This window comes from Nonomuraea sp. CA-141351, assembly GCF_050944675.1.
Lineage (GTDB): Bacteria > Actinomycetota > Actinomycetes > Streptosporangiales > Streptosporangiaceae > Nonomuraea.
This window is the reverse complement of the sequence record NZ_CP191982.1, coordinates 9,137,625-9,151,580: the sequence shown is the minus strand read 5'-3', so window position 1 is coordinate 9,151,580 and position 13,956 is coordinate 9,137,625. Positions and strand designations below refer to the sequence as shown.

General features: G+C 70.6%; 6 protein-coding genes. 2 read left to right on the top strand and 4 right to left on the bottom strand.

The window, feature by feature from the left end; all coding sequences use genetic code 11:
* Window positions 1-41 precede the first annotated feature (41 nt).
* Together ACQPWU_RS43020 and ACQPWU_RS43015 are read right to left on the bottom strand one after the other, a co-directional pair.
* A complete protein-coding gene (locus tag ACQPWU_RS43020; RefSeq protein WP_433431419.1) occupies window positions 42-3,086 on the bottom strand; it encodes a glycoside hydrolase family 3 N-terminal domain-containing protein in 3,045 nt (1,014 codons plus the stop codon).
* 417 nt (window positions 3,087-3,503) lie between these two features.
* Complete coding sequence (locus ACQPWU_RS43015; RefSeq protein ID WP_433431418.1) at window positions 3,504-6,020, bottom strand: DNA gyrase/topoisomerase IV subunit A; 2,517 nt, start codon at window positions 6,018-6,020, stop codon at window positions 3,504-3,506.
* Between the two features lie 471 nt (window positions 6,021-6,491).
* Between ACQPWU_RS43015 and ACQPWU_RS43010 the strand changes: the two genes are divergently transcribed.
* Window positions 6,492-7,316, top strand: a complete 825-nt coding sequence (locus ACQPWU_RS43010) for a TauD/TfdA dioxygenase family protein (RefSeq protein ID WP_433431417.1) — start codon at window positions 6,492-6,494, stop codon at window positions 7,314-7,316.
* Window positions 7,317-7,774: 458 nt separating this feature from the next.
* Window positions 7,775-9,877: a RecQ family ATP-dependent DNA helicase gene (locus ACQPWU_RS43005; RefSeq protein WP_433431416.1), complete on the top strand. Its 2,103-nt coding sequence runs from the start codon at window positions 7,775-7,777 to the stop codon at window positions 9,875-9,877.
* On the opposite strand, the gene ACQPWU_RS43000 is transcribed toward ACQPWU_RS43005, so the two are convergent.
* Window positions 9,870-12,773 (bottom strand): ABC transporter substrate-binding protein, encoded by a 2,904-nt coding sequence (locus tag ACQPWU_RS43000; RefSeq protein WP_433431415.1) that lies wholly within the window; start codon window positions 12,771-12,773, stop codon window positions 9,870-9,872. The two genes, ACQPWU_RS43005 and ACQPWU_RS43000, sit on opposite strands and share 8 nt — an antisense overlap.
* A 172-nt stretch (window positions 12,774-12,945) precedes the next feature.
* Entirely contained in the window at window positions 12,946-13,839 is an 894-nt protein-coding gene (locus tag ACQPWU_RS42995; RefSeq protein ID WP_433431414.1) for a carbohydrate kinase family protein, read from the bottom strand.
* Window positions 13,840-13,956: the final 117 nt, after the last annotated feature.

The following is a 13,956-nucleotide window of genomic DNA, read 5'->3' as shown; positions in this document are numbered from 1 at the left end:
AGGGGCTGACCCCGCCGGGCGCGGGGCCAGCCCCTGCAGTCTCAGCGGGTGGCCTGGGCCAGCAGGTCCACCGCCTTCCGCAGGTTGCCCGCCGCCAGCTCGTGGTCGGCCGACGCCTGCAGGTCGGGCCGCTTGCCCGCGCTCTGCGCGATGTCCCTGGCCACCGACACGACGGCGTCGTCCACGGCGTACGTGTCGGTCTTCGAGTGTTCGAGCAGCGCCGCGGCCGTGCCCAGGGCGGCCAGGACGGCACGCGCGTCACGTACCGACCCATCGGTGTTCCAGGCGCGCCCGGACACCGTCAGGACCGCTGCCGCGGCCTTGGAGAGGCCATCACCGGAGGTGAGCCGGTCACGCGCGGCCTTGAGCCGGTCACGCGCCCGGTCCGTGCGCAGCCCCCACCCGTAAGGCCAGAGCGGATCATACGCGGCGTCGCCCACGTTGATCGGCAGCTGCTCCACCGAGCGGAACCAGGTGAACGGCAGCCGCCCGGTGTACGGGACCGCGCCGAACAGCGGGTCGGCCACCCCGTCGCCCTCGGTGCCCGGCAGCCAGGAGGCCACCACGGCTTCGACGCCCGACAGGTCGCCGAGCAGCAGCGGACGCCCCGAGACGACCAGGACGACGCACTTCATCGCCCCGCACACCTTGTCGATCGCCGCCCGGTCGGCGGCCGACAGGTTCAGCGTGCGGCCGGCACGGCCCACATCGCCCTGGCCCTCGGCGTACGGGGTCTCGCCCACCACCACGACGCCCACGTCGTGTCCGGCGAGGCCGGCGGAGGCGTCGCGGGAGTACGTCACGGAGGAGGCGCGGGAGCGGATGGCCGACAGGATCGTGGTGCCGGGCGTGATCGGCCCGGACGAGCCCTGCCAGGTGATCGTCCAGCCGCCCGTCTGGTTGCCGATGTCGTCGGCGTTCGAGCCGGCCACGTAGACCCTGGCGTCGCGGCGCAGGGGGAGGAGTCCGCCGTCGTTCTTCAGCAGCACCTGCGACTTGGCCGCGGCCGTGCGCGCGACCGCCCGGTGCGCCGCCGAGCCGACGTCGCCGATCCCCGACCGGTCGGCGTACGGGTGCTCGAACAGCCCCAGCCTGAACTTCTGCGTCAGGATCCTGGCGACCGCGTCGTCCACGCGACCGGGTGGCACGCGCCCCGCCTCCACCTCGGCCTTCAGCGTGCTCTCGAAAGCCGGGTACGCGTACGGCACCATGATCATGTCGAGTCCGGCGTTGATCGAGGTGCGCACGTCGCTCGCGTAGTCCCCGGGGATCTGGTCGATGGCCTGCCAGTCACTGATCACGAACCCCTTGAAGCCGAGCCGGCCCTTGAGCACGTCCGTGATCAGCTCCTTGTGGGCGTGCATCTTGAGCGGGCCGTCGCCGAAGTCCACGCTGGAGAACGACGGCATGACCGTGGCCACGCCCCGCTTGACCGCCTCTGCGAACGGCGCCAGGTGGATCGCCTCGAGCTCCTGCCGGCTCACCTTGGTGACGCCCTGGTCGATGGTGTAGTCGCCGCTCGTCGACGAGCCGTACGCGGTGCCGCCGTCGCCGACGTAGTGCTTGGCGGTGGCGAGCACGCCGTTGTCCTGGAGGCCGTCGATGATCGTGGTCATCCGCGACACCAGCGCCGGGTCCTCACCGAACGACTCATACGCCCGGCCCCAACGGTCGTCGCGCGACACGCACAGGCACGGCGCGAAGTCCCACGGGACGCCGGTGGCCTTGACCTCCTGTGCGGTGATCTTGCCTTGCCGCTCGACCAGCTCGGGGTCGCGGGTGGCGCCCATTCCGACGTTGTGCGGGAAGATCGTCGCGCCGACCACGTTGTTGTGGCCGTGCACCGCGTCCACGCCGTAGATCAGCGGCACCTGGAGCCGGGTCCGCTGCGCCTGGAGCTGGAACGCGTCGATCATGTCGGCCCACGCCTCCGGCGTGTTCGGCGTGGGGGTGGAGCCGCCGCCCGACAGGAGGGAGCCGAGCGCGTACGCGGCGATGTCGCTCTGCTTGCCCAGCGCGTTGCGCTCGGCCTGCGTCATCTGCCCGATCTTCTCCTCCAGCGTCATCCGCTGCAGCAGGTCGGCCACGCGCTCCTTGATGGGTTTGCGGGAGTTCAAGTACGGGAGACCGTGCGCGTTGATCACGACGACCGGCGCTTCGGCCGGGGGCCTGGTGCCGGTGCCGGACAGCTCGATCGGGATGGTCTCGGCGACCTCGTCCTGGCCGTCCTTCAGCGTCTTGATCGTGAACGACCTGGCAGCCCCGGACGCCGTGCCCGCCGGGAACGTCAACGTGCCTTCCGCGGGCGTGTAGTCACTGCCGGGGGTCGCGGTGCCCGTACCGGTCTTGTAGTTCACGGCCAGGTCGGCGGGCAGGGGCTGGCCGGTGGCGGTGGTGACGGTGACGGAGACCTTCACCTCGCCCTTCTCGTTCACCGGGTAGACGGTCTGGTCGGTGGACAACCTGGCGGGCCGCGGGGGCGCCGTCCCGTAGAGCTCGACCTGGTCCCATTCGAGCGTGCCCTGCGCGGTCGGCAGCCGCATCGAGTAGCCCCACATGGCCACCAGGTCCAGCTCGCCGTCGGTGGGCGCGCCGCCGGGCTGGTAGTCGGTACGCCTGGTGAAGCTCGAGAACGGCACCTTCACCTGCCGCCAGCCCGCCGCGTCGTCGGTGAACGACGACTCGAACAGCTCGGCGGCGCCCGCCCCCGTGCCGCCGTCCTTGATCTCGAAGAAGATCTTCTGGCCCGAGCCTGCCCCGTTCACCCAGAAGGAGAAGCCTTCGTACGGGGACCAGTCCTGCGCGGCGGCCAGATCATGCGACCAGCCGCCCCACTGGCTCACGTGGTAGACGGACTTGAGCACCCGGTTGGTCGCCGGCGCCTCTGGCCTGCCGGGGTCCGGCTCGACCGTGAGCGTGGGGGTCGAAGCCGCGTCGTTGCCCCAGGCGTACACGCCGGTGGGAACGGTGTCCGACTCGAAGTCGGTGATGGTGGGTGGCGCGGCGGCCGCCGCTGCCTGCGGCGCGACGATCAGAGAGGCGACCAGGGCAAGGGCCGCCCATAACGGGGGTCTGAATCGGGACACGGTACCTCCGGTTCTGGGAGAGAGCGCTCTCCCAGATGAGATCGGCGGCGGACGGCATTTCATAACATGCCCCACTTCGGGGCCGCCGCCGCTCATGACCCACATGCGCCGAGCCGTCGCGTCACACGCCACACTGGCCCACGCGCCGCCACTCATCGCCCACGCGCGCCGAGTCGTCGCGTCGTACCACACCGGCCCCGCGCCGACCCGCCGCCCGAGCCACATGGCGCCCTTAGGCCAGGCCACGTTATGGCGCCTCGTCGTATCGCACCGGATCCGGCGGGAGCCTGCAGCCACCCATCGGGCCGCACGGTGTCACGCCGGGCCGTGTCACACTCGAGCGCCGAGCCGGGGCCATGTCCTGTCATGCCGTCGCCGGACCGTAGAAGGGCCGGCAGCCCCGGACTCGGGGAAGTGTCAGAGCGCCGGTGGTTCCTCCTCCGAGGCGGCCGGTGAGCCCGTCACCTCCGGTGTGAGGGAGTCGGTGGTCGAGGCGAGAGCGCCGCCGATGGCGCCGATGGTGTGGGTGAGGCGGACGCCTGAGCCGTCCCTGCGCCCGAGCTCGTCCGGAAGCGGCACCGGCTTGCCCACGCCCGAGACCGCCTTGGCCGGAGCCGGGCCGGCCCAGGCCAGCAGCAGCTCGTCCTCGCCCTTCAGGAAGCGCTGGGCCCGCACCCCGCCCGTCGCCCGGCCCTTGGCCGGGAACTCCGCGTAGTCGGACAGCTTGCCGCCCCCCACCTGCGTCCCAGGCAGTGCCGTGGAGGAGCCGGCGACCGTGACCACGTGCGCGGGACGTTCGGGATCCACCACCCCGAACCAGACCACCCTGGCGCCGTCGTCCAGCCGGATGCCCGCCATGCCGCCCGCCGGGCGGCCCTGCGGGCGCACCAGCGAGGCCTGGAAGCGCAGGAGTTGGGCGTCGGAGGAGATGAACACCAGGTCGTGCGACTCGGACACGAGCTCGACGGCGCCTATCACGCTGTCGCCGTCCTTCAATGTGATCACTTCGAAGTCGTCGCGGTTGGCCGGGTAGTCGGGCACCACCCGCTTGACCACGCCCTGCACCGTGCCCAGCGCCAGGCCGGGGCCGTCGGGGTCGAGGGAGCCGAGGCCGACCACCCGCTCGTCGGGCTGCAGGGAGACGTACTCGGAGACCGGGTGCCCGCCGGAAAGGGACGGCGGGTTGGCCGTGGTGGGCAGCGTCGGCAGGTCGACGACCTGGACCCGGATCAGCCGGCCCAGCGACGTCACCACGCCGACCTCGCCGCGTACGGACGTCTTCACGACCGACACCAGCACGTCGTGCGCCGAGCGCTCGCCCTCGCCCGACAGCGGCGAGGCGTCGGAGGTGCGCGCCAGCAGGCCGGTCGAGGACAGCAGCGCCAGGCACGGGTCGTCGGCCACCTGCAGATCCACCACCGGGGTGCGGGTGACGCCCGGCGCCTCCAGCAGCACGGTGCGGCGCGGCATGCCGTACTTCTTGGCCACCTCGGCCAGCTCGCCCGAGACCACCTGACGGAGCTTCGCCTCGGAGGAGAGGATCTCGGTGAGCTGCGCGATCTCGTCGCTCAGCGTCTGCTTCTCCCGATCGAGCTCCAGCTTGTCGTACTTGGTGAGCCGCCGCAGCGGCGTGTCCAGGATGTAGGCGGCCTGGATCTCGGTCAGGTCGAACACGTCCATCAACCGGGTGCGCGCCTCTGCCGAGTCGTCGGAGGAGCGGATGACCTGGATGACCTCGTCGATGTTGAGCAGGGCGATGATGAGGCCGTCGACCAGGTGGAGGCGCTCCTCGCGCTTGCGCCGCCTGAACTCCGACCTGCGGCGCACCACCTCGATCCGGTGGTCGACATAGACCTGGAGCATCTCGCGCAGGCCGAGCGTGCGCGGCTCGCCGTCGACGAGGGCGACGTTGTTGATGCCGAACGTCTCCTCCATCGGCGTCAGCCGGTAGAGCTCCTCGAGGACGGCCTCGGGGATGAAGCCGTTCTTGATCTCGATGACCAGGCGCAGGCCCTTGTGGCGGTCGGTGAGGTCCTTGAGGTCGGCGATGCCCTGGAGCTTCTTGGACGTCACCAGCTCCTTGATCTTGGTGACGACACGCTCGGGGCCGACGTTGTAGGGGAGCTCGGTGACGACGATGCCCTTGCGGCGGGGCGTGATCTGCTCGACCGCGCACTTGGCCCGCATGCGGAACGTGCCCCGCCCGGTCTCATACGCGTCTCTCACCCCCTGCAGGCCGATGATCGTGCCGCCCGTCGGCAGGTCCGGACCCGGCACGAACGTCATCAGCTCGTCCAGCGTCGCGGTCGGCTTCTTGATCAGGTGGCGGGCGGCGGCCACGACCTCGCCGAGGTTGTGCGGCGCCATGTTGGTGGCCATGCCGACCGCGATGCCGCTCGTGCCGTTGACCAGCAGATTGGGGAACGCCGCCGGCATGACGACCGGCTCGGTCTCCTGGCCGTCGTAGTTGGGCTTGAAGTCGACGGTCTCCTCGTGGAGTGAGTCGACCATGAGCATCGCCGCCGGGGCCAGCCTGGCCTCGGTGTAACGCATGGCGGCGGGCAGGTCGTCGGGGGAGCCGAAGTTGCCGTGGCCGTCGACGAGCGGCAGGCGCATGGAGAACGGCTGCGCCAGGCGGACGAGGGCGTCGTAGATGGCGCTGTCGCCGTGGGGGTGCAGCTTGCCCATGACGTCGCCGACGACGCGCGACGACTTGACGTGGCCGCGGTCGGGGCGCAGCCCCATCTCGCTCATCGAGTAGAGGATGCGCCGCTGCACGGGCTTGAGGCCGTCGCGCGCGTCGGGCAGGGCGCGCTGGTAGATCACCGAGTACGCGTACTCGAGATAGCTGGTGCGCATCTCGGAGGTGACGTCGATGTCGACGATCCGCTCCTCGAAGTCCTCAGGTGGGGGTGCAGTCGTGCGTCGGGCCATCTTGTGCTGCGCGGCTGCCTCGGCCGTCGCGCCGAGGGGAAGCGCATCCTCCTTCTGTCCTTGTGCTGTAACCGTATCCGTCAGCTCGCTGGAGTAGCGTCAGATCGGCGGGTGCGGCGGCGACGTAACCCTCATTGATCGCGACGCGATGACGGCCAGAGGCGCGTACGGCCACGCGACCGGTGTGGGTTCCGGCGTGTTTGCCCCCTGGAGATGATGGCACGAGCCACGTCCCTTGTGACGTATCCATCGCGCTGACAGGTGATGCCGCTCGCGCAGAGTCACTGAAGCACCTCCTCGCCGATGGCCGAGCCGGTCGCACAGGTCTGGCATTGCGCCGAAGTCAAGATGATACTTGATCCCGGCCACTTCTCGCATACCTGTTCGATCGGCGTCCTGCCAGTCTGCTTGACCAAGCAATTGCTTGGTGTTACGTTCGCCGCACGAGGATCCTGCTGTCCCGGAGGCGTCATGATCGAGTTTCATCCCGTGACCAAGCACATCGGCGCCGAGGTCACCGGGGTCGATCTGCGCAAACCGCTCTCACCAGAAGAGGTCGCGACCCTGCGCGCCGGCTGGCTCGAGCACCTCGTGCTGTTCTTCCGAGAGCAGCACATCGACGACGAGCAGCACCTGCAGTTCGCCCTGAACTTCGGCTCGCTCAACCACCCCGCCTTCAAGAAGGACGCCACCAGCCCCATCCACGTCCTCGACCAGACCTCGCCGAAGGGCGAGGGCGGGGACGAGTGGCACAGCGACAACACCTTCGAACCCACCCCGCCGATGGGCTCCCTGCTCCGTTGCGTCCAACTGCCCAGCGTGGGCGGCGACACGTGCTGGGCGAACACGTACCTGGCCTATGAGACGCTCTCGCCGTCGCTGCAGCGGTTGTGTGACGAGCTGACGGCCGTGCACGACATCACGATGTCGATGAAGAAGGCGATCTCGAAGGGTCACCCGTTCGACCTGGCCGAGATCCAGGCGAATTGGCCGCCGATAGAGCGCCCGGTGGTGCGCGTGCACGCGGAGACCGGCCGCAAGGCCCTGTTCGTCAACCGCGCCTCCACGACCCGCCTGGTGGGGCTGACGGACCGCGAGAACGAGGCGCTGCTGCCGCTCCTGATCGACCACATCCGGTCGCCCGAGTACCAGGTCCGGCTGCGCTGGCAGCCCGGCACCCTGGCCTTCTGGGACAACCGGCCGACCCAGCACTACGCGGTGGCCGACTACACCGAACGCCGCCGCATGCACCGCGTCACCATCAACGCGTTTCCTGAGCACGCGGATCCCATGTAAATGCTTTGAACCCATCTTGTACGGCGGGGCCAAGGTAAGCGCCACCCGCCGGCCGTGGCTGGCGGCCTCCAGGAAAACGCCCGCTGACCCGCACGCGGCCGACCGCCGTTACGTGCGCAAAGTGGACCGTCTGGGTGGTGCTCCGGGCCGCGGGGGAAGCGACGCCGGTTGACGCGCTGCGGTCCCACGGTGGGTGACGGAGGCCGATGGGCGGTGAGCGATGACGGCTGATCCGCTGTGCGTCGGTGGCGGCTGACCTGGTCACCACCCAGATGGCCCAGGATGCGCACGTAACGGCCGCCCGCCATGTGCGGGTCAGCAGGCGTCACCCTGGAGGCCCCGGGCACGTGCGGCGGTAGGCGCCCACCGTGCTCCGCCGTAAAGGATGGGCGTCTTGGAGAAGCCTGGGCAGCGGACGGCGGCGCGGCATCCAAAAGAAGCGTGGTAACAAGGGGGGCATGACTGAAGCCGATGTCGCGATGCTGCGGGAAGAGGCCGAGGAGCGGTTGCGGGCGCTGGCGGGCGAGCACGCCGTGCTGCGCGACGACCAGTGGGCCGCCATCGAGGCCCTGGTGGTGGATCGGCGGCGGGTGCTCGTCGTGCAGCGCACCGGCTGGGGCAAGTCGGCCGTCTACTTCGTGGCCACCGCGCTCCTGCGTGACCTGGGCGAGGGTCCCACGGTCATCGTCTCGCCGCTGCTGGCGCTCATGCGCAACCAGATCGCCGCCGCCGAGCGGGCAGGCATCAGGGCCGTCACGATCAACTCCGCCAACCCCGAGGCGTGGGAGGAGATCTACGGCCAGGTCGCCGAGGGACTGGTGGACGTGCTGCTGGTCAGCCCCGAGCGGCTCAACAACCCTGACTTCCGCGACAACGTCCTGCCCGAGCTGGCCGAGAGCGCCGGGCTCGTGGTGGTGGACGAGGCCCACTGCATCTCCGACTGGGGGCACGATTTCAGGCCGGACTATCGCAGGCTGGCCACGTTGTTCGAGGACCTGCCGCCGGGCATCCCCGTCCTGGCCACCACCGCCACCGCGAACGCCCGCGTCACCCGTGACGTGGCCGAGCAGATGCGCCTGCCCGACGAGGACGGGGACGGCACGCTCGTGCTGCGCGGGGCGTTGGAGCGGGAGAGCCTGCACCTGAGCGTCGTGCGCCTGCCCACCGCCGAGCAGCGGCTGGCGTGGCTGGCGCAGACGCTGCGCGAGCTGCCCGGCTCCGGCATCGTCTACACCCTCACCGTCGCCGCCGCCCACGAGATCGCCGGATACCTGCGCGAGCAGGGGTTCGAGGTGGCCGCCTACTCCGGGCAGACCGACCCGGCCGAGCGGCTGGCGGCCGAGGAGGCGCTGCTGAACAACAAGCTCAAGGCACTCGTGGCGACGAGTGCGCTGGGGATGGGGTTCGACAAGCCGGACCTGGGGTTCGTGGTGCACGTGGGGGCGCCGCAGTCGCCCGTCGCCTACTACCAGCAGGTCGGCCGGGCGGGGCGCGGGGTCGAGAGGGCGGAGGTGATCCTGCTGCCGGGGACCGAGGACCGCGAGATCTGGGCGTATTTCGCCTCGCTGGCGTTCCCGCCGGAGCCCGTCGTGCAGGCCACGCTCCGTGCGCTCGGAGAAGGCGGCGTCATGTCCACACCGGCGCTCGAAACGGCCGTCGACCTGAGCCGGAGCCGGTTGGAGATGATGCTCAAGGTGCTCGACGTGGACGGCGCGGTCCGGCGGGTCAAGGGCGGCTGGGAGGCCACCGGTGAGCCGTGGACCTACGACGCCGAGCGTTACGCCCGCATCGCCGCCGAACGCAGGGCCGAGCAGGAGGCCATGCTCGGCTACCTGACGACATCCGAGTGCAGGGAGGAGTTCCTGCGCAGGCACCTCGACGACGAGGCCGCCAAGCCGTGCGGGCGCTGTGACAACTGCACCGGGCGGCACCGCTCGCCGGAGATCGGCGGGCAGGCCGTCGAGAGCGCCCGCCGGCGGCTGAGCAGGCCGGGCGTCGAGATCGAGGCACGCAAGCAGTGGCCGACCGGGCTGTCCGACCTGTCCGGGCGGATCAAGCCCGAGCTGGGCGCCGAGCCCGGCCGTGCGCTCGGCAGGCTGACCGACATCGGGTGGGGCAACCGGCTGCGGGAGCTGTTCAACGGGGACGACGGGCCCATGCCCGACGACATGTTCAAGGCCGTGGTGCAGGTGCTGTCGGCCTGGGACTGGCGCGAGCGGCCCGTCGCCGTGGTGAACGTCCCGTCCGCGACGCGGCCCACGCTCGTGCGCGCGTTCGCCGAGCGGCTGGCGTCGGTGGGGCGGCTGACCTACCTGGGGGAGCTGGGATATCGGACTGGCTCGCCGGGGCAGCAGTTCAACAGCGCCAAGCGGGTGCAGGCGGTCAGGGCCACGCTCGCCATGCCCAAGGAGCTGAGTGCCTCGATCGCCGGGTGCGGCGGGCCGGTGCTGCTCGTGGACGATCGCGTCGACACCGGGTGGACGGTGACGCTCGCGGCGGCCCTCGTCCGGCACGCGGGCGCCCCGGCGGTGCTCCCGCTCGCCCTGGCCACCACTACCTGACGCCCATGGTCAGCAGGTCATAGTCGGCGAAGACCGGGCTGACGTGGACGTTCGTGGCGTTCATGCCGCGCAGCAGCAGAGGGCTCGACCAGGCCAGCGGCATGAGCACCGCCTCTTCGGCGAGCTTCTGCTCCACCTGGTTCCACAGGACGTCCCGCTTGGCGGGGTCGAGCTCGGCCCTGGCCTTGTCCATGAGGTCGTCGATGGCCTTGACGCGGACGCTCACGTTGAACGAGTACGACTTGGCGCTGATCTTCCTGCTGTCAGCGATCGGCGGCAGGAACGCGTCGGGGTCCGGCCAGTCGGCTCCCCAGGGCTTGGCGATCAGGCCCACCTTGTTCTGCTTGAGGTATTCGGGGCTGCCGCCGTATTTCTGGAAGAAGTCCGCGGTGGGGACGGACTTCAGGGTGAGCTTGATGCCCACCTGGGCGAGGCTGCGCTGGACGACCTGGGCCGCCTTCTGCTCGTAGGCGATGTCCCGGTAGATGTAGGTGGTGGCGAACCCGGACGGATGCCCGCACGCGGCCAGCGACTCCTTGGCGGCCTGCGGGTCGCCGTCCGCCTTGAGGTTCTGATCGCGCCAGCGATGGCCGGGGATCGTGGGCGGCAGGAGCGACGTCGGGACCTGGGCCCGCGCGGTGCCGTAGGCGAGGGGGAAGTCCTTGAGCCTGAGCGCGCGGACCACCGCACGGCGGCACTCGACGTTGTCGAACGGTGCCACCTCCGGATTGATCGCCAGCATGCGCACGGACGTCGTCACGGGTGCGTCGGCCCGTTTCTTGAGCGCCGGATCGCTGAGCACCCCTGGCACACGTTCGTCGGGCACGAGAGGGCCGAGGGTGGCGTCGCCGTTCTGCAGCCGCTGGTCGGCGTTGGTGAGGTCGTACTCGAACTCGTACCGGTCGGGCAGCGCTGTGCGATTGGGGTCGGTCGCGGCGTCCCACTGGCTGTTGCGGACGAGGACGATCTTGGACAGGTCGTCGGAGGCCTGCTCGATCTTGTAGGGGCCCGAGGCGAGGATGTTCGCCCGTTTGCCGTCGCGTGCGGGGACGGGGATGGTCACGGGGAGCTGTACGACCTGGTCGAACGTGGAGTACGGCTTCTTGAGGTGGAAGACGATCGTCCGGTCGTCGGGGGTCTGGATGGCCGAGTCGGTGTTCACGTTCGGCGACTTGCTCGGGCTCTTGTAACCGGTGGGGAGGTCGAGCAGTTCGCGGAAGGGGCCGGAGGTCCCGAGGACGCTGGGGTCCAGGCTGCGGAGGATCGCGTACTTGACGTCCTTGGAGTGGATCGCGGTGCCGTCCTGATATTTCACGCCTTGTCGGAGTTTGTAGGTCCAGGTCTTGGCGCCGTCGCTCGGGACGCCCAGCGATTCCGCCAGGTCCGGCACGATCTCCGTCCCGGCGGCTCCCGGCGCCGGCCTGAACATCGTCAGCGCGCGTCCGTAGAGCCGGACGAGGTTGAGGGAGAGGCCCTGGTAGGTCATTTCCGGATCGGTGGGGTCCATGGGCACCGAAGAGGCGACGCGCAGGGTCCCGCCCCGCTTCGTGGAGGGGTTCGCGACCGACGTGACCGCCGTCCCGAACTGGGCCTCCAGTGAGTGCGTAGGGGAGGGGCCCGGGGGCGTCCGGGTGTCCGCCTGCGCCACGAGCCACACCGCCACCCCGGCCACCAGGGCGGTGGCCGCCGCCCCTGCCGAGATCAACCCCGCCCGTCGCCGTCGTCGCTGAGGCTGGGTCGCGGGCCCATGCCGCACCGGCCCGTCCACTGAATAGGGCATGGGCCTGTACGCCTGAGGCCCGTCGCCCAGAAGTGCTCCGGCCTGAGGCGCGGGGGCCTGGATCGGCTCACCGCGGGGCCCGCCGTTTTGAGGCGTTCCGGCCCGGGACCCGCCGGCCGGTGGCGTCGCACCGTAGGGCGCGCCGCCTGCCCAGAGGCCCGGCGCGCCGTTCCCCTCGGGCGGGGTGTGCGGACGCGGCCTCCCTGCCGCCTCCGCGGGATACGCCTGCGGGCCGCTCGACGGCTGTGCCGCTGTTCCTGGAGGGGGCGGCGCCGTGCCAGGTGAGCCTCGGGGCGGCGAGCCGGCCGTGCCGGCGCGGATCAGGTCCCGCACCAACTGCTCGGCGGTGGGCCGATGCCGGGCATCCTTGGACAGGGAGGCCCGCAGCAGCGGCGCCATCTCCTCCGGCACACCCGACAGATCGGGGTCCAGGTTGAGGATGCGATGCATGACCACGGGCAGCGGGCCGAGCGAGAACGCACCCCGACCCGTCGCCGCGAACACCATCGTCCCCGCCCATGCGAACACATCGCTCGCCGGATACGCCTCCCCGTGGAACTGCTCGGGCGCCATGAACGCGGGCGTCCCCACGATCCCGGTCGTCAGGCTCTGACTGATGTCGAGCGCCCGCGCGATCCCGAAATCGATCACACGGGGGCCGTCGGGACCCAGCAGGACGTTGCTCGGTTTGAAGTCCCGGTGCACCACACCGGCCCCGTGAATGGCCACCAGCGCAGTGGCGGTCGTGATCGCCAGCCGCATCAGCGCCGGCCCCTGCACCGGCCCCTCCCTGGTGACCTGGTGCTGCAGGGACGGCCCGTCGACGTACTCGCCGATGATGTACGGCTGCTCGTCGTTGACGGCTCCGACTTCGAGCACGCGGGCCGTGCAGAACTCCGCCACCCGCCGCGCCGCCTCGGCCTCGCGGCGGAAGCGGCGTACGGCCTGCTCGTCGTCGGCGAACCTGGCGTGCAGCAGCTTGATCGCGACCTGCTCGCCGGAAGGGGAGACGCCGAGGTAGACGCTGCCCTGGCCGCCCTCGCCGAGGAAACCTGTGACCTCGTACGCGCCCACCGACGGAGGGTCGCCCGGCCGTAACGGACGCACGCCCCGCATCCGGCTCCTTACGTCGTACTAAATCCCGACCTGCCCCACCATAGCGGCGGAGAGCCGTTCACAACGGGGAACCCGCTCCTGATCGCCCGGAGCACCATCGTGCCACCGCGGGGTGGCGCTCATCGCTCGAGCAGGCGATCCGCTGCTCGAGCGCCGGAGATGACAGGACCTGTCAGAACGGCGGGCGGGCGCCTAGGTGCATGATCGCCTTCGCCGCCAGCCGGCAGCCTGAGGCGAGCGCCTCCGCCGGTGGCTTGCCCGCCAGCCAGGCGGGCAGGAAGCCGGCGCTGAACGCGTCTCCGGCCCCCGTCCCGTCGACGATCTTGTCGACGGGCTCGGCGGCCACGCGGACAGGCTCGGGGCGGCCGTTGCCGTACCAGAGCGCGCCTTCGGCGTTCATCTTGATGACGACCTGCGGGAACCATGCGGTCAGCACCTTGGCGGCGGCCTCGGCGTCGTCGCGCCCGGTCAGCACCTTGGCCTGCTCGATGTTGGCGAACAGCAGCTTGACCCCGTTGGTCCACTCCAGGAACGGCTCCGCCCCCGTGCGGTCCAGAGGCGCGGAGGAGGCGCAGTCGACCGAGATCGACATCCCTCCGCGTCTGGCCATGTCGAGCGCCGCGAGGCCCGCGTCACGCGAGCCCTCGTTGATCAGCGTGTAGCCCGACAGGTGGAGGTGCGTGCCTCCCGTGAACAGGTCGCGCGGCAGGTCCTCCGGCGACAGCGCCGCGTTGGCGCCCGGGTCGGAGAGCATGGTGCGCTCGCCCTTGTGCGTGACGAGCACCACGCAGGTGCCGGTCGGGCGCTCGGGGTCCATGACGAGCCGGGCGTCGACGCCGTAGCCCATCAGCTCCATGTCGCGGTTTCGCCCCGTGATGTCGGCGCCTCTGCGGCCGATGAAGGCCACCTCGGCGCCCTCGACGGCCAGCCACGAGGCGATGTTCGCCCCAGAGCCGCCGCCGTGCATGGTCACGATCGCCGGGGTGTCGCTCGCCCTGGCGAGTGCATAACGGGCGCGCGCGACCGCGTCGGTCATGAGATCGCCCACCACGACGACCCGCGTCATGATGTCACCACCTTGCTGCCTTCAGAACGAGCCTGGCCACGGCAAAACTAACAGCTTCCGGGCTGCTCGTGGGGCGGACCCGGGACACCGGGCTGTAGTCGATGCACAAGCGTTGCC